This window comes from Klebsiella oxytoca (genome assembly GCF_009707385.1).
GTDB lineage: Bacteria > Pseudomonadota > Gammaproteobacteria > Enterobacterales > Enterobacteriaceae > Klebsiella > Klebsiella oxytoca_C.
This window is the reverse complement of record NZ_CP046115.1, coordinates 4,141,336-4,157,214: the sequence shown is the minus strand read 5'-3', so window position 1 is coordinate 4,157,214 and position 15,879 is coordinate 4,141,336. Positions and strand designations below refer to the sequence as shown.

General features: G+C 54.1%; 18 protein-coding genes. 7 read left to right on the top strand and 11 right to left on the bottom strand.

The annotated features are described in order from the left end of the window. Positions 1–9: 9 nt before the first annotated feature. The 4 genes from nrdE to GJ746_RS19325 form a co-directional block, all read right to left on the bottom strand. Complete coding sequence (gene nrdE / locus GJ746_RS19340; protein WP_154681643.1) at positions 10–2,154, bottom strand: class 1b ribonucleoside-diphosphate reductase subunit alpha; 2,145 nt, start codon at positions 2,152–2,154, stop codon at positions 10–12. Further along, positions 2,127–2,537, bottom strand: a complete 411-nt coding sequence (gene nrdI, locus GJ746_RS19335) for a class Ib ribonucleoside-diphosphate reductase assembly flavoprotein NrdI (RefSeq protein ID WP_154681642.1) — start codon at positions 2,535–2,537, stop codon at positions 2,127–2,129. Before nrdI ends, nrdE begins: the two co-directional genes overlap by 28 nt. Continuing rightward, on the bottom strand, positions 2,534–2,779 hold the full coding sequence (gene nrdH / locus GJ746_RS19330) for a glutaredoxin-like protein NrdH (protein WP_154681641.1): 246 nt from the start codon (positions 2,777–2,779) through the stop codon (positions 2,534–2,536). The genes nrdI and nrdH overlap by 4 nt, the downstream gene beginning before the upstream one ends. 183 nt (positions 2,780–2,962) lie before the next feature. Continuing rightward, the gene (locus tag GJ746_RS19325; protein WP_154681640.1) at positions 2,963–3,394 is read right to left on the bottom strand and encodes a carboxymuconolactone decarboxylase family protein; all 432 of its coding nucleotides are present in this window, start codon (positions 3,392–3,394) and stop codon (positions 2,963–2,965) included. Positions 3,395–3,481: 87 nt separating this feature from the next. Between GJ746_RS19325 and GJ746_RS19320 the strand changes: the two genes are divergently transcribed. Beyond that, positions 3,482–4,873 carry a PLP-dependent aminotransferase family protein gene (locus GJ746_RS19320; RefSeq protein ID WP_154681639.1) on the top strand — a complete coding sequence of 464 codons (1,392 nt, stop codon included), beginning with the start codon at positions 3,482–3,484 and terminating at the stop codon, positions 4,871–4,873. A 37-nt stretch (positions 4,874–4,910) separates the two neighbouring features. Here the strand turns inward: GJ746_RS19320 and GJ746_RS19315 are convergent, their stop codons facing one another. After that, positions 4,911–5,237 (bottom strand): DUF883 family protein, encoded by a 327-nt coding sequence (locus tag GJ746_RS19315; protein ID WP_154681638.1) that lies wholly within the window; start codon positions 5,235–5,237, stop codon positions 4,911–4,913. Between the two features lie 268 nt (positions 5,238–5,505). On the opposite strand from GJ746_RS19315, the gene GJ746_RS19310 reads away from it, so the two are divergent. Then, positions 5,506–5,856, top strand: a complete 351-nt coding sequence (locus GJ746_RS19310) for a DUF2002 family protein (RefSeq protein WP_004123942.1) — start codon at positions 5,506–5,508, stop codon at positions 5,854–5,856. Between the two features lie 41 nt (positions 5,857–5,897). On the opposite strand, the gene alaE is transcribed toward GJ746_RS19310, so the two are convergent. Continuing rightward, a complete protein-coding gene (alaE, locus tag GJ746_RS19305) occupies positions 5,898–6,347 on the bottom strand; it encodes an L-alanine exporter AlaE (RefSeq protein ID WP_154681637.1) in 450 nt (149 codons plus the stop codon). A 704-nt stretch (positions 6,348–7,051) separates the two neighbouring features. Here alaE and stpA point away from each other — a divergent pair. Beyond that, positions 7,052–7,453, top strand: coding sequence for a DNA-binding protein StpA (gene stpA, locus GJ746_RS19300; RefSeq protein ID WP_154681636.1), 402 nt, complete (start codon positions 7,052–7,054; stop codon positions 7,451–7,453). A gap of 43 nt (positions 7,454–7,496) precedes the next feature. On the opposite strand, the gene GJ746_RS19295 is transcribed toward stpA, so the two are convergent. The 4 genes from GJ746_RS19295 to GJ746_RS19280 all read right to left on the bottom strand — a co-directional run bounded on the left by GJ746_RS19295 (position 7,497) and on the right by GJ746_RS19280 (position 9,283). After that, positions 7,497–7,676, bottom strand: a complete 180-nt coding sequence (locus GJ746_RS19295) for a hypothetical protein (RefSeq protein ID WP_154681635.1) — start codon at positions 7,674–7,676, stop codon at positions 7,497–7,499. 92 nt (positions 7,677–7,768) lie between these two features. Then, entirely contained in the window at positions 7,769–8,290 is a 522-nt protein-coding gene (locus GJ746_RS19290) for a rhodanese family protein (RefSeq protein WP_154681634.1), read from the bottom strand. A 9-nt stretch (positions 8,291–8,299) separates the two neighbouring features. After that, a complete protein-coding gene (locus tag GJ746_RS19285; RefSeq protein ID WP_154681633.1) occupies positions 8,300–8,599 on the bottom strand; it encodes an ArsR/SmtB family transcription factor in 300 nt (99 codons plus the stop codon). A gap of 78 nt (positions 8,600–8,677) precedes the next feature. Beyond that, a complete protein-coding gene (locus tag GJ746_RS19280; protein ID WP_154681632.1) occupies positions 8,678–9,283 on the bottom strand; it encodes an FMN-dependent NADH-azoreductase in 606 nt (201 codons plus the stop codon). A 104-nt stretch (positions 9,284–9,387) separates the two neighbouring features. Between GJ746_RS19280 and GJ746_RS19275 the strand changes: the two genes are divergently transcribed. Further along, on the top strand, positions 9,388–10,299 hold the full coding sequence (locus tag GJ746_RS19275) for a LysR substrate-binding domain-containing protein (protein WP_154681631.1): 912 nt from the start codon (positions 9,388–9,390) through the stop codon (positions 10,297–10,299). A 97-nt stretch (positions 10,300–10,396) separates the two neighbouring features. Continuing rightward, complete coding sequence (locus GJ746_RS19270) at positions 10,397–10,993, top strand: undecaprenyl-diphosphatase (RefSeq protein WP_154681630.1); 597 nt, start codon at positions 10,397–10,399, stop codon at positions 10,991–10,993. Between the two features lie 13 nt (positions 10,994–11,006). Here the strand turns inward: GJ746_RS19270 and GJ746_RS19265 are convergent, their stop codons facing one another. Further along, positions 11,007–12,794 carry a sigma-54-dependent Fis family transcriptional regulator gene (locus GJ746_RS19265; RefSeq protein ID WP_154681629.1) on the bottom strand — a complete coding sequence of 596 codons (1,788 nt, stop codon included), beginning with the start codon at positions 12,792–12,794 and terminating at the stop codon, positions 11,007–11,009. Positions 12,795–13,044: 250 nt separating this feature from the next. On the opposite strand from GJ746_RS19265, the gene GJ746_RS19260 reads away from it, so the two are divergent. Together GJ746_RS19260 and GJ746_RS19255 are read left to right on the top strand one after the other, a co-directional pair. Continuing rightward, the gene (locus tag GJ746_RS19260; RefSeq protein WP_154681628.1) at positions 13,045–14,565 is read left to right on the top strand and encodes an aldehyde dehydrogenase family protein; all 1,521 of its coding nucleotides are present in this window, start codon (positions 13,045–13,047) and stop codon (positions 14,563–14,565) included. 663 nt (positions 14,566–15,228) lie between these two features. Continuing rightward, positions 15,229–15,825, top strand: a complete 597-nt coding sequence (locus GJ746_RS19255) for a fimbrial protein (RefSeq protein WP_154681627.1) — start codon at positions 15,229–15,231, stop codon at positions 15,823–15,825. The last annotated feature ends 54 nt before the right edge of the window (positions 15,826–15,879 follow it).

Below are 15,879 nucleotides of genomic sequence, written 5' to 3'. Positions count from 1 at the left end.
CTGTTCTCCTTACAGCGCGCAGGACACGCAGCCTTCGATTTCGGTACCTTCCAGCGCCAGCTGGCGCAGACGGATGTAATACAGCGTTTTGATACCCTTTTTCCACGCGTAGATTTGCGCTTTATTGATATCGCGCGTGGTGGCGGTATCGGGGAAGAACAGAGTCAGCGACAGACCCTGATCGACATGGCGCGTGGCCTCGGCGTAGGTGTCGATGATTTTCTGTGGGCCAATTTCCCAGGCATCCTGATACAGCGCCAGGTTGTCGTTGGTCATAAACGGAGCGGGGTAGTAAACGCGCCCGGTTTTCCCCTCTTTGCGGATCTCTATCTTCGAGACGATCGGATGGATGCTGGAGGTCGCGTGGTTAATGTAGGAAATAGATCCCGTCGGCGGTACCGCCTGCAGATTGCGGTTATAAATGCCGTAGCGCATCACGTCGTCGCGCAGCTGCCGCCACATTTCGCGGTCGGGCAGGGTAATACCGGCGCGAGCGAACAGCTCACGGACTCTAGCGGTTTTTGGCCGCCAGTCGCCTTCCAGATAGGGGCGGAAATAGTCGCCGCTGGCGTACCGCGACTGCTCGAATCCGGCAAAACGGGTCCCTCTTTCACGTGCTATCAGCATTGAAGTGCGCAGCGCGTGCCAGGTAATGGTGTAGAAATAGAAATTGGTGAAATCCAGCCCTTCCTCGCTACCGTAGGCAATGCCCTCGCGCGCCAGATAACCGTGCAGATTCATCTGCCCCAGGCCGATGGCATGTGAGGCGGCATTGCCCGCCGCCACCGAAGGCACCGAACGGATATCGCTCATATCGGAAACCGCCGTCAGCCCGCGTACCGCCACCTCGACCGTGCGGGCGAAATCCGGAGAGTCCATGGTATGAGCGATATTCAGCGAGCCGAGGTTGCAGGAGATATCCTGGCCGATGCTGGCGTAATCCAGGTTTTCGTTAAACGTGGAGGGCGTATTGACCTGTAATATCTCCGAGCACAGGTTGCTCATATTGATACGCCCGGCAATCGGGTTCGCACGATTAACCGTATCTTCAAACATGATGTACGGATAGCCGGACTCAAACTGAATTTCCGCCAGCCTCTGGAACAGCTCGCGGGCGCGGATCCAGCGCTTGCCCACTCGTTCGTCGGCCACCAGCTCAGCATACATTTCGCTTACCGCAATATCGCCGAACGGTTTACCGTACAGACGTTCGACGTCGTAGGGTGAGAACAGCGCCATCTGCGCATCTTCTTTCGCCAGCTGAAAGGTGATGTCCGGAATCACGACTCCGAGAGAGAGCGTTTTAATGCGGATTTTCTCATCGGCATTTTCGCGTTTAGTATCGAGGAAACGCAGGATGTCCGGATGATGGGCATGCAGATAGACCGCGCCGGCCCCCTGGCGCGCGCCGAGCTGGTTGGCGTAGGAAAAGGCATCTTCCAGCATTTTCATCACCGGAACGACGCCGGAGGACTGATTCTCGATGCGCTTGATCGGCGCCCCGGCTTCGCGGAGGTTAGAGAGCAGAAACGCCACGCCGCCGCCGCGTTTGGATAGCTGTAGCGCCGAATTCACCGCCCGGCCAATCGATTCCATATTATCTTCGATCCGCAGCAGAAAACAGGAGACCAGCTCGCCGCGCTGCTGTTTACCGGCGTTGAGGAACGTCGGCGTAGCGGGCTGGAAACGCCCGGAGAGGATCTCATCGGTTAGCTGGTGGGCCAGCATCTCGTCGCCCTGCGCAAGGCTCAGTGCCACCATACAGGTGCGGTCGGCAAAGCCTTCGAGGTAGCGCTTACCATCGAAGGCTTTCAGCGCGTAGCTGGTATAAAACTTCCATGCGCCGAGAAAGGTCTGGAAGCGAAAACCGCCGTTTTGAGCATAGGCAAACAGCTCAAGAATAAACTGGCGATCGTAGCGCGCCAGGACCCCGGCATTGTAATAGCCTTCGGCGACCAGCCACGTCAGCTTGTCGTCCTGGCTGGCGAAGGGAACGGTATTCGGCTCAACGTGGTTGGCCATAAACGCCGCCACCGCCTGGTGGTCTTTGTCAAACGGGATGCGGCCATTGCTGTCGTAGAGATTCAGCATCGCGTTGAGGGCGTGGAAATCCGGCGCCTCGGTGGTTATACGTTCTGCGGTTGTCGTTGCCAAAATTCGCTTACTCCTTTACGCACGTTGTCGACATCTTGCGGGGTGCCCATTAGCTCAAAACGATAGAGATACGGTACGCCGCATTTCTGCCTGATGACGTCGCCAGCCCGACCGTAGGCCTCGCCGAAATTGCGGTTGCCCGCAGCGATAACGCCGCAAATGTTCTGACGGTTATGCGGATCGTTGAGAAAACGGATCGCCTGGCGGGGGACTGCGCCCGCCGTGCCGCCGCCGCCATAGCTGGGGACGATAAGAATGTAGGGTTCGTCTACCTGAATGCGCTCGCGTTCGTTAAGCGGTATGCGCACCGCAGGCAGCCCCAGGCGCTGGACGAACCGGTGCGTATTTTCGGAGCTGCTGGAGAAGTAGACGATCAGGCTCATAAGCTGGCCGCTGATGCCGTCGGGCGCAGTCGATTGATCATGTCGGGACGAAAGCCGGACCAGCGGATTTCTCCGGCAATTACCACTGGCAGCTGGCGAAAGCCCTGCTCGCGCAGCATATCGACGGCTTCAGGATGGAGGTCAATATTGACCATGTCGAATTCAAACCCGCGGGTTTCCATGGCCTGTTTCGTGGCATGGCATTGCACGCAGTCATTTTTAGTGTAAATAGTAATGCGCATGATTCGTATTTCCATTTAAGATGGCAGCACGACGCAAAAATTGGCGTCGCGCGCTATGGGCTATCGTTGCAGGAAATACTAGATGTAGTTATTTAAAAGTTCAACAACTCAATATATATGGTTTTTGTAAAGATTAGCCCCCGCGAAAGGAACCGCAGGGGGGCGCTATCTGCTGGCTTGAAATTACAGGCGCATGCTGACCGCCAGGCGGTTAAAAGCGTTCATCAGGCTGATGGCGAACGTCAGATCGCTTATCTGGCGGGCGCTAAAATGCTCCAGCAGGGGCAGATAAACGTCGTCTTGCGCATGGCTTTCGGCGATGTGGGTAACCGATTCGGCCCACGCCAGCGCCGCGCGCTCGGCTTCGCTGAAATGAGCGCTAACCCGCCAGCCTGCCAGTGCGTCCAGCTTGTTTTGCGCGACGCCGGATTTACGCAGGGCTTTGCTGTGCATCTCCAGGCAGAAGGCGCAACCGTTGATTTGCGACACCCGCAAATAAACCAGTTCTATCAGCGCGCCGTCCAGCTCGCTTTTTTCCAGCGCAATTTTGGCCTGAACCAGGGCGTTATAGACTTCCGGACTCAGTTCATTATACGGCTGACGTAATGTGCTCATTTTACTCTCCTCATTAAGACGCGAGGAAAATAGCACTATAATGGACTGCATAAGATAGCCATATTGTGATGAAAAAAGCAGACCATAATGGATGCCAAAAAACTTCCGCACTACCAGCGTATTGCCCGCCAGCTCAAGCTGGCTATTGAGAACGGCGAACTGGCTCCGGGGAGCAGGTTGCCTGCGAGCCGAGTCTATGCGCAGGAACTTGGCGTCTCGCGCGCGACGATTGAGAACGCCTGGGGGGAGCTGGTGGCGCAGGGCTGGGTGGAACGGCGCGGGCAGGCGGGGACTTTTGTTAGCGATCGTCTTAGTCCGCAGCAAAGCGCGCCAGTACAGCCCATCGCGGGAGATGAACCGACAGCGCCGCTGCCGTTTCAACTGGGGCTTCCAGCCCTGGATCTGTTCCCGCGAGGGCTGTGGGCGAGGGTGATGGGACGGCGGCTACGGACACAAACGCGTTTTGATCTGGCCCCCGGCGATCCCTGTGGAGAACGGATACTTCGTCGGGCGATCGTTGATTATTTGCGCCTGTCGCGCAGCATTGAATGCCGGCCTGAACAGGTCTTGATCACCGGTAGCTACGCCGCGTCGATGCGCCTGATTCTGCGGACCCTTGCGCAGCCTGGACAGCAAATGTGGATGGAAGATCCGGGGTTTCCGTTGATCCGGCCGGTGGTGAACGGTGAGGGCGTGGTGATAAATCCCGTTCCGGTCGACGACGACGGGATGGATATCAGCTGGGCGCAGCAGCATTATCCGGACGCCCATTTTGCATTACTGACGCCCGCTCATCAGAGCCCGCTCGGGGTAGCCCTGTCATTAGCCAGGCGCAGGCAGCTGCTGCTATGGGCGGCGGAAAACGATAGCTGGATTATCGAAGATGATTACGACAGCGAATTCCGCTATCGCGGAAAGCCGCTACCGCCGTTAAAGAGCCTTGATGCCCCGCAGCGAGTTATCTATGCCGGAGCGTTCAGTAAGTCTCTCTTTCCGGCGTTACGCGCGGCCTGGCTGGTCGTACCGGAACCGCTGGTGGCGCCATTTCGCGCCGGGGCGGCGCTGATGAGCTGTAGCGTACCGACGCTGTGGCAGCAGACGCTGGCGGATTTTATGCGCGAAGGTCATTTCTGGCGTCACCTGAAGAAAATGCGCACCAGCTATGCTCAGCGCCGTCTGTGGCTTGAATCGGCGCTGCGAGAACAGGGATTTAAGGTTGTACCGCAAGCGGGCGGGATCCAGATGGTGGTCAGGGTTGACGGAGACGATCGTCAGCTGGCGCTGCGCGGCAGGCAGGCTGGTCTGGCCGTGCAGGCGCTGAGCGACTGGCGAATGGATAGCCGCGGCCAGGGAGGGGTGCTAATGAGTTTTACTAATTTGACGTCAGCAGAAATGGCAAATGATGCCGTGCGTAAGCTTTATGCGGCGCTGCACGACCAGCAAAGAAAAACCCCTGCATACCGGAGCGTGCAGGGGTAGACGCGTATTTGTTATCTTCATTGGTCTGACAGAGATATTATCGACGTAAATTCAATAATACGCCAATAAATACCCCAACGGCTGCTGCAGCGCCAACGCTCTGCCACGGTTTATCGCGCACATAGCTGTCGGCGCAGCCCATAGCGTCACATGCGGCCTGCTGAACGCGATTATTGCCGTTAAGACGGGCGCGGGTCTCTTTCAACAGCGTTTGCGCTTTTTTACGCGCCGCTTCCGCTTCGTCTTTTGCATCGCTGCCCCATGATTTCAGCACCTCTTCCAGCGTATCCGCTAATTGGCTGACTTCATTATGGATATCTTCAGCGCTGTCTTCTACGTTGTTGCGGTTTGCTCGATTGGCCATTAGTTTCTCCCTTTTATTCCATTGGGTTTATACCCGTCATACTTCAAGTTGCACGCGCCCTGGCCGTATTACCCGGGCCCCTGTGGGCCTGCGCCAGTGCTGTTCAAAGCACAAGTGCCTTGTCCTGCAATTCGAATTATTCAGTCTATAAGTGTAGGACAGGATTTTGCATTATGCTGTAAATAGCCCTTTATGGAATATTCCGAAAGCGTTGTCTTTAATGAATAAGGTAAGGTTAACGTGCGGTAAAAGATAATGAGGAATTAGTATGTATTTAAGACCCGATGAGGTGGCGCGAGTTCTTGAAAAAGCCGGCTTCACCATGGATGTTGTTACGCAAAAAGCGTATGGCTATCGCCGTGGCGATAATTATGTATATGTGAACCGTGAAGCTCGTATGGGGCGTACCGCGTTAATTATTCATCCGGCTTTAAAAGAGCGTAGCACCACGCTTGCGGAGCCCGCGTCGGATATCAAAACCTGCGATCATTACGAGCAGTTTCCGCTGTATTTAGCGGGCGATGCTCAGCAGCATTATGGTATTCCACACGGGTTCAGTTCGCGCATGGCGCTTGAGCGTTTTCTGAGTGGCTTATTTGGCGAAACGCAATATAGCTGACAAAAAGCGGCTGGCGGAACCAGTCGCTTTTTTGCATCAACTCAGGCTTTGGCCTGCTGATAGGGGCTGACGCGGAAAAGGCGGCGACAGTAGTCGAGGAAATAGCCGTACGCTGCACCCATCATCATCGATATGACGATATTTGAACTCACCGCCGCGGCGATCTGATGCCAGTCGGCGCCGACGACCAGCAGAATCGCGACGTAGACCGGTGACTGGAAAGTAACATAGGCCACCACGTCGGCAATATTCTTCATCCAGCCTGACAGGCTGACTTTGCGCGCCTGACGCATCGCGAAATCGCGATAGAAGCCGTAAGGCACGGCAATAATAATGTTCACCGGGATCGCCACCAGTCGCGAAGATAAAGACTGCTGGAAAGTCATTCCGGAGAGAAAAATTTCGATCATCATGTTCACAACGGTGCAGTAAACCACCATCGCAAAGGTGTCTGCTACCGCATGACGCAAGCGGGACTGCGCAGAGAACATCGGTGTGCTCCTCGAAAATGAAGTCGATAATGCCAAAATATTCGCGTTAAATCAGCGTTTTTGGGGGGCTGTTTTGATGTGCGTAGATTATATCTCTGCATTAAAACTATCAACTAGCTATAAATTTTTATTTAATGGCTTTTGGTCGATAAAATACTCTGCAATAGTCTATTTTTTGTTCGTTGCGCTACTTTTGTTCTCTTTGCTGATTTTTTCTTTATATATCAAATAGATGTTTTTATTCCTGTTCCAGGAATCGGCCGCATTTCGGCCGATGCTAGCGTGATTTCATTACAGAATCGCGTATTGATGTGACTGATGTCACTTTTGGAGTTTTTTGTGCATTAAATGGCTTAAATGCAGTGCAATATGCTATTTCTATCTCCGGGTGGCTATTCATATTGAGCGCATTATTATTCCGTGCCTTTATATGCCGTGTTTTGGTTTTCTGACCGGGAGGTGCTGATAACCTGCTGAGCATACAGGCAATAACTGACGACAGGGGCGTTATTAATATTTTTCGGTCTGCACGAGCTTATTCATTTCTGATAATGTTGTGTTTATTGATTTATTAGTTGTATGTTTTATGAATCTTTTTTTTGATATATTCGGGAGTGCTTAAAGACTGGAAATAAATAATCGTATCCATTAAACTAGCGCCGTAACATTTGTTTCATTTGCTATTTGGGAATTTTTTGAATTATATGTCATTACTATTAGATAAACTTAATAATATCCGTTCACTCCGCGCAATGTCCCGTGAATTCTCCATTGACGTGCTTGAAGATATGCTGGCAAAGCTAAGGACCGTCACTGAAGAAAAACGTGCTGAAGAGCAGGCGGCTCAGGCACAGCGGGCGGAATATCAGGAAAAAATAAACACCTGGCTGGAATTAATGATGGCTGACGGTATTACGCCTGAGCAATTAGTCGGTCAAACTGCTTCCACCCCTAAAGGCGGTAAAAAGCGCCAGCCGCGTCCGGCTAAATATCGTTTTATCGATTATACCGGTGAAGAAAAAACATGGACCGGACAGGGACGTATGCCGAAGCCGCTAGCTAAAGCGGTCGCCGAGGGGAAATCCCTTGAGAGCTTTTTGATCTAATATAAAAACGGTGGGCAAGCCCACCGTTTTTTTCTCGGCCTAATCAGCACACGCCGAAATCACCCTCTTCTTTATAGGCCGTCACTTCCTCTGGCTTCAGCGTATATTTCTCACCCTGCTCGTTACTCGCCTGAACGGCGATAATGTGGCCGTCCTGGACTTCAACGACTTTGAGTTTTGGCCCGCCTGCAAGCGGTTGTACCAGGTCACCGACTGAAAACATACTTCTTCTCCTATGGGCTGAAAAAACTTATCGCTGATAATAACCATAGCTTAGCAAAAGCATTGTAAACAGCTGACCAAAAGAAGTAGCGGTTAGCGACGATTCCACGGCATCAGCGCTAAAAGGCGCGCCATACCGCAAAAGCCGGTGACGCCGGCGAAGGTTAAACCGGCGCCGACAAACGCGCTCAGCAGGAAAAATCCGCTGCTAAAAGCGTAACCTAAAGCCACACCGAGCAAAATCAGAATGCCCGCGGCGATTTGTACCTGACGCATGAGCGGTAGCGGCTGAGATTTATCCTCTTTTACCGGCAGACCCGCCGCTTTCCACGCCTGAATACCTCCGGCCAGCAGCTTTGCCTGGGCCGGTGCAGCGGCGTTCGCCAGGCGGATGGCGTTATTCTGGGTACGCGAGCCAGCCTGACAGTGAAACACAATGGTCTCCTCAGGGCGGGCGTGTAGCGCGGCGGCGTTATTTAGCGTCTCCAGCGGCACCAGTTCCGCTCCGGGGATATGTTCGCGGGCGTACTCATCGGCGTCGCGGATATCGATCAGCCGGGCGCCCCGTTCGATGAGTGCCTGGGTTTCCGCAGGAGAAAGCGTGGCGATAGTCATAAACGCTCCTTAAGGACAAAAGATCGACTTCAGCGTGCTCACGATTTGCTGAACCGCTGGTTGGGTGATGAAATAATGGATTCGCTGCGCCTGACGTTCGCAGCCGATGAGCCCCTCATCGCGCATTCGCGTCAGATGCTGGGAGGTAGCGGAGGGACTCAGCCCGGTGATCCGCGCCAGTTCACCAGCGCTGGTGCCTGGCGTATCGCACAGCATGCACAAGATCAATAACCTGCTGGGATGGCTCATGGCTTTCAATAGCGCGGCGGCTTCACCGGCGCTGGACTGTAGCTGTTCTGGCGTATTCATTTATTTTAGTCTTTTCTAAATTTAGTAAATTCTAAAATAAAAAACAAGATTACGCCAGATCTCTCGATAACGCAGCCGTCAGCTCCGTACTGCCGCATCCACGATGCCGCGTCTGGCAAGGGCAATTCCTTTATCGCGGCCGTGCGGCTTAATATCCAGCCCCTCGGCGTAGATAAACTCGACATCGCTGATGCCCATCAGGCCAAGGACCGATCGGAGATATGGCGTCACGGCGTCGGTAGCTTGTCCCTCGTGTATGCCGCCGCGTGAACTCATCACCACCGCGCGGACGCCTTCGACTAGCCCCTGAGGCCAGGTTTCGGTATAGCGAAACGTTTTCTGGGCGCGGGCCACTAAATCAAACCATTTTTTCAGGTCTGTCGGAACATTAAGATTGTACATCGGTGCGCCAAGGACCAGCAGATCGCAGGCTTTTAACTCTTCGATTAAGGTATCGGATAAGGCGACATAGCGCTGCGTTTGTTGGCAGGCAGCAGTGGCGCCGCGCAGGGCGGCAAAAAGCTCGCCGCTCAGCGTTGGCAGCGCCATCTTTGTCAGGTCATGTTCAACAAGGGTGTCCTGATGACCGGTTTCCCGACGCGATAAAATATACTCGTCAATGAGTTGGTTCGTTAGCGATGCCGGGCCGTTAATACTGGATTTCAATACTAATATCTGACTCATAAATAGCGCCTCAGGTAACTTCGTTTGGCACAGATTAGCACTGTCTATTTTTCTCCAGTAGTGACATTATTTTCCTGGATTGTAGCCTTTATGGAACCAATTTTATGAACCATGACCTGAGCGGTATCCCGGTGTTTGTCACCGTCGTTGAGAGCGGTAATTTCGCGAAAGCGGCGCAAACGCTGCACGTCACCCGTTCAGCGGTGGGCAAAACCATCGGGCGGCTGGAGGAGCGGCTGGGCGTTGCGCTGTTTCAACGAACGACGCGTAAACAGACGTTGACCGAAGAGGGAGCGCTGTTCTATCAGCAGTGCCGACAGGCGCTGGACGGTATTCGTGAAGCGGAAGATGAAATTCATCGGGGAAAAACTGAGGTTAAAGGACGGCTGCGGGTCAGTCTGCCGGTTCTTTTTGGCCAGCGCTGCGTGGCGCCAATCCTGTTTACTTTGGGCCAGCGTTATCCGCAGCTAACGCTGGAGCTATCGTTTAACGATCGCCAGGTTAACTTATTTGAAGAGGGGTTCGATCTGGCGGTTCGCATCGGTACTTTAGCTGATTCGAGCTTCCTTAAGGCTCGTCATCTGGGCGAGCATGGAATGGTACTCTGCGCGTCGCCCCGTTATCTGCAAACGCATCCCGCCCCGCAAACCGTTGGAGAGCTGACTGAGCATCGAACTATCGGCTATTTGCGCGGCGGTCAGGTTCAAAGATGGCAGCTCAACGAGCCGCAAACCGGCCTCATGTTGGTGCGACCGCAGCCGCAGCTGGCGATGGATGATTTTGCCGCCATTGCCGCTGCGGCGATGAGCGATATGGGGATTGCCTGGATCCCTGATTGGCTGGTGGCGCAAGAGATTGCTCAGGGACTATTGATGCCCGTCTTGCCGGATAGCGCGAGGGTTAATTTCGCAATCAGCGCCGTCTGGCCGGAGGCGCCATGGATCCCGCAGAAGATTCGTGTAGCAATAGATGAGCTGTTGGCGCGTCTTCCAGCGCAGATATATCCAACGACTTAAACCGGCCGCAATCAGGACGACTCTTAGCGCCGGGTTAAGCGTAACTTAAGCCGGCTCAGCGATAATGACGGTAATATGACTGCCGCGAGCTATCGCCATGAACGCACTGGAAACGTTAAATCAAAGCGCTTTTTTAGCGCTGAATGCATCGCCCGGTACCCCGGAAATCATCCTGGCGCTGGCTCGTTTTTCGGCGAGCGGAATTATTTTTGTGGTTCCGGCTGTTCTGCTCTGGCTGTGGTTTTCAGGAGGGCGGCAGGGGCATCGTCAGGCGCTGTTTTGTGCCCTGAGCATTCTGACCGCGCTGGGGTTGGGAGCTGCCTGTGCCATGCTGTGGTTTCATCCGCGTCCGTTCATGATCCCTCTCGGCCATACCTGGATAAATCATCCGGCGGATAATTCATTCCCGAGCGACCACGGCACGGTAATGTTTAGCGCCGCTTTTGCATTACTGTCGCTGCGCCTGCGCGCGTTGGGGATATTTCTGCTGCTGGCGGCGCTGCCGGTGGCCTGGGCGCGAATCTTCCTTGGGGTTCACTTTCCGCTGGATATGGTCGGGGCGGTGTTGGTTTCCGTCTGGGGCGTCTGCATCGCAAAGCTTGTCTGGCTGCGCGTTGGCCGTCGTTTAACGTTGCTATGTGAAGCCGTGAGCAGACGTATGTTCGCATGGCTACCGCCGCGCTTTACCCCCTGAGCGAAGGCAGATGCTATGCGCCATGGTCTCCGCGGCGTGCTGCACGGCGGTACAGCGTACTGCGCGCGATGCCTAAAGCCCGTGCGGCCTTGCTGATGTTGCCGTTATAGTTTGCCAGAGTATCGGCAATCAGCCGGGCATCGTGCTGTTGAAGCCCGCACGGCGTATGGGCGACAGCCGGGGTTCGATATTCATGAGGCAAATCATCGATACCCAGCGTTTCGCCCTCTTCGGCGAGCGCCAGCAAAACTCTCATCAGGCTTTGCAGCTGGCGAACATTGCCCGGCCAGGGCTGAGTCGCCAGGTGTTGCACAACTTCGGGAGCCAGCGTGATGCGACGCTTTTCTCCTCCCAGTTCGCGCCATAATCGCTGGATAAACGCGGGCAGTCCAGGCCACTCGCGCAGCGGCGGCAGCGTCAGGGCAAACTCACGCAGGCGATAGAGCAGATCCTCACGGAAGGTGCCTTCGGCTACCCGCTGCGCCAGGTTGCGGTGCGTAGCGCAAATTACCGCGAAGTTAACCGGCAAGCTTCGGCTGGCGCCAAGCGGGGTGACTTCTCTCTCCTGTAAGATCCTCAGCAGACGGGTTTGTAGCGTTAACGGCATATCGCCGATTTCATCAAGAAACAGAACGCCGCCGTCGGCCTCGCGAATCTTACCGATATAGCCGTTTTTATTGGCGCCGGTAAACGCGCCGGGCTGGTAGCCAAACAGCTCTGATTCAATCAGTGATTCCGGGATGGCGGCGCAGTTGATGGCGACAAATTTACCGCTGCTCCAGCGGCTGTGCCGGTGCAGCAGACGGCTGACGTACTCTTTGCCACATCCGGTCTCTCCTTCAATACATAACCCGATACCGGCATTAAGCAGGCGCAGCAGCTTTTCCCCTTCCTGCTGGCTGGAGAAAGGCAAATCGAGGCTCGGACGGGAAGCGATCGCCACGCTGGCGGTAGCGGGAGCGCGTAGCAGGTAATAGTATTTCTGCTGTCCGACGGCGAGCGGCAGCGGCACGCTGACGGCGGTTTGCTGCAGCTGCGGAAAAAGCTGCTGGAACGTGATTTGGCCGAACAGGCTGGCGTTGAGAGAGAGTTCGCGCATTGCCAGCCGGTTAGCCGCCATCAGGATATTATCGCTGAAGATCAGCAACAGTTCGTCCACGCCGTCGAGCTTTTCCGGTTGAGAATGCAGGCTCATCAGCCACTGCTGCGGATGGAGACTTTGTTTAACCCACAGATACTCTATCTGCCTGGCGGCGCCTTTTACCCACGCCAGCGTGCGGGCGTGCGGAAACTGGGCCGGGCCGGAGATATCCAGTACTCCGGCTATTTTGCCATCGGGACTTTGCAACGGCACGGCGGCGCAATAAAGGCTCTGGTTGCTGGTCAGGAAATGCTGGCGGCCATTGATTTCGCAGCTATCGTTAATCGCCAGCGCGGTGCCAATGGCGTTAGTCCCGCGCCCGCTTTCGCTCCACAGGTTGCCCGGTGCTAAAGCCAGGCGCTGTGCACGCTTCATGGCGTGCGAATTACCGAAGGTTTGCAGCACCAGGCCGCTGGCGTCGGAGAGAACCACGACGGATTGTAGTTCATTTACTTTGCCGGATAGTTCATTGACCACCGGCTGAGCCAGCTTTTGCAGACGGCTATGGCTGGCGAGCCTGTCTGCCAGTTCGCTGGCGCGCAGGCGAGGGAAGTCATGCGTGGCGGGGTCGAGTCCATAGCGCCGACTGCGGCACCAGGAGTCGCTCAGCAGCGGGCTTGCTTCCACCTCTGGCGACAGGGCAAATGGATTTCCAGGCACGGGACACCTCGTCGTCTTATTTTTGTTGCAATATTGTAGCGATAAGGTTTTTTATGTGTTGCGATTCGCGACACATAAGGGAAATTTTGCGCGTTATGAAAATAGGTAAATAATCTAATTTTTTGAAAATCATAGTCTTTTTAATTAATAAAAAAGTGGCATAACCCCTGCAATGGAGTGGAGACGCAGCGAGCCGCCGGACAAAACTAATACGCCGCTGCGCCTCAACCCTACATGAAGGAGATTCGCGATGCGTTATGCACATCCTGGCACGCCGGGCGCTTTGGTTTCACTGAAGTCAGCTTACGGTAACTTTATTGACGGTAAATTTGTCGAGCCGATCGGCGGTGAATACTTTATGAATACCTCCCCGGTCGACGGTAGCAACATTGGTCAGTTTCCGCGTTCCGATGCCAAAGATATCGACTTCGCCCTCGATGCGGCGCATCGGGCCGCCGACGGCTGGGGGAAAACGTCGGTTCAGGAGCGGGCAAATATACTGCTGCAGGTGGCCGATCGTATTGAGGCTAATCTTGAGTATCTGGCGGTAGCGGAGAGCTGGGATAACGGCAAACCGATCCGTGAGACCCTGAATGCTGACCTGCCGCTGGCGGTCGATCATTTCCGCTATTTCGCCGGCTGCCTGCGCGCGCAGGAGGGGAGTACGGCGGAGATTGATGAAACGACGGTGGCCTATCACTTCCATGAGCCTCTCGGCGTAGTCGGTCAAATCATCCCGTGGAACTTCCCGCTGTTGATGGCAGCCTGGAAACTGGCTCCGGCGCTGGCGGCAGGCAACTGCGTGGTGCTGAAACCGGCAGAGCAGACGCCGCTTAGCATCACGCTGCTGCTGGAGATTATCGGCGATCTGTTCCCGGCGGGTGTCCTGAACGTCGTGCAGGGCTTTGGTAAAGAGGCGGGCGAAGCGCTGGCCACCAGTAAACGCATCGCTAAAATCGCCTTTACCGGCTCCACGCCGGTTGGCCGCCACATAATGGCCTGCGCGGCGGAAAACATTATTCCTTGTACCGTTGAGCTGGGCGGCAAATCCCCTAATATCTACTTTGCTGACGTGCTGGAAGGCGAAGAAGAGTTTATTGAAAAGGCGGTTGAAGGTCTGGTTCTGGGCTTCTTTAACCAGGGGGAGGTCTGTACCTGCCCGTCTCGCGCGCTGATTCAGGAATCTATTTATGAGCCTTTTATGGCGCGCGTTATGGACAAGGTGGCGCAAATTCGCCGCGGCGATCCCTTTGATACCGACACCATGATTGGCGCGCAGGCGTCGCGCCAGCAGTTCGATAAGATCCTTTCATATATCAGGATCGCGCGCGATGAAGGCGGTAAGATTCTGACCGGCGGCGAACGCGCCAGCATCTCTGCGGAACTGGATAACGGTTTCTACATTCAGCCGACGCTGATTGAGGGGCATAACGATATGCGCAGCTTCCAGGAAGAGATCTTTGGCCCGGTAATCGGCGTCACCACTTTTAAAGATGAAGCTGAGGCGCTGTCTATTGCGAACCAGACCCAATTTGGCCTGGGGGCAGGGGTATGGACGAGGGATAGCAATCTGGCCTATCGCATGGGGCGCGGCATTAAAGCCGGTCGGGTGTGGACCAACTGCTATCATATCTACCCTGCGCACGCCGCATTTGGCGGTTATAAACAGTCCGGCGTGGGACGTGAAACGCATAAGATGGCGCTCAGCGCCTATCAGCAGACGAAAAACCTGCTGGTGAGCTATGGTACCGCGCCGCTGGGTCTGTTCTGAGCGCCAGCCATTATCTACTCATGCTGAAAACAACCCGCAATCGTCATCACAGATTGCGGGTTTATTATTCCAGGAAATCATGATTGTTATTCGCCTGCAATTATCCGCGGCTTCCGTTTGAAATAACCCCAGTACCATTTATTTAAAATCATTAGCCTGATTATTGTTTATTGGGTTACGAAAATAATATGAAAACCAATCTAAGAATAATCCTAATATTGCGTAAATATATGGGTTACTCACAAAATGATAGCCGAATAATTGGCTTGAATTTTATGGTGATTGTTAAATTTTACAGGCTAATGTTGCTTTTTGATGTTGTTGTGCCGTGATTTTAGGCGGTATTAATTAACAACTTGCAGAGTATATTTAATATCATTTTTATATGTAAAATAAAACATCATTTCATTAACATAACAAAATATTGCGGTTTGTAATTGAGCGAGATAGTATTTATTTATTCACTTAATAAATGGTTTGTCCGTGCGGCGGCATACATTCTGTTTATTGAATAGTTGATTAAGCAGCTCAGGTTTTGCTCCTGATGTCCTGCGGACGGAACGCGAATATTATTAACAGGGAGGAACTAAACGCAGATTTGCCCGGCTTTTAAAGTCTCCGTGCTCAATCTGTAGAAAATATAAGTTAGAGATGAGATTAATAATGAAGACGCAATTTCGTATTATGGCAATGCTTGTCGGTGCTCTGGTGTCCGGTACCGTATTATCCAGTCCTTCGCAACCGGCGCGCTCGGCAATGACCGTCAATCCAGGTTCCAGTGCGGGAACCCAGGGAACGGGCGGCCAGGTAGAGTTTACCGGCTCCATTACCGACTCCTCCTGTAATGTTGATAGCACCAGCGCGAATCAAAGCGTCGATCTGGGGAAATGGGCGAGCAGCTATTTTACCGGAGCCGGTTCTGAAACGACTAAAACTTCCTTCCACATCAAAGTGAAAGATTGCCCTTCCACCGTTACCTCCGTCTCGGTACTGTTTGACGGTACCCGCGATACCAACAATAGTGACCTGCTGGCGATTAACGGTACCGCGAGCGGGGTGGCGATAAAACTGTACGAAGACGACAAGTCGACGCCGGTTGATCTCGGCGCTGTATCACACGCCCACGGCGTTACCGCCGGCGCGAGCGGAGCGGCTACAGGGACGGCCGATCTGGAATTCTTTGCTGACTATGTCTCGACCAGCGCGGTTTCCGCCGGTTCAGCTAACGGTACAGCTAACTTCAATATGGTTTACAACTAATCCCTTTAAAGCGGGTAAAGCTGATGAATTCATGGTTCCGTAGGCCGGGGACCC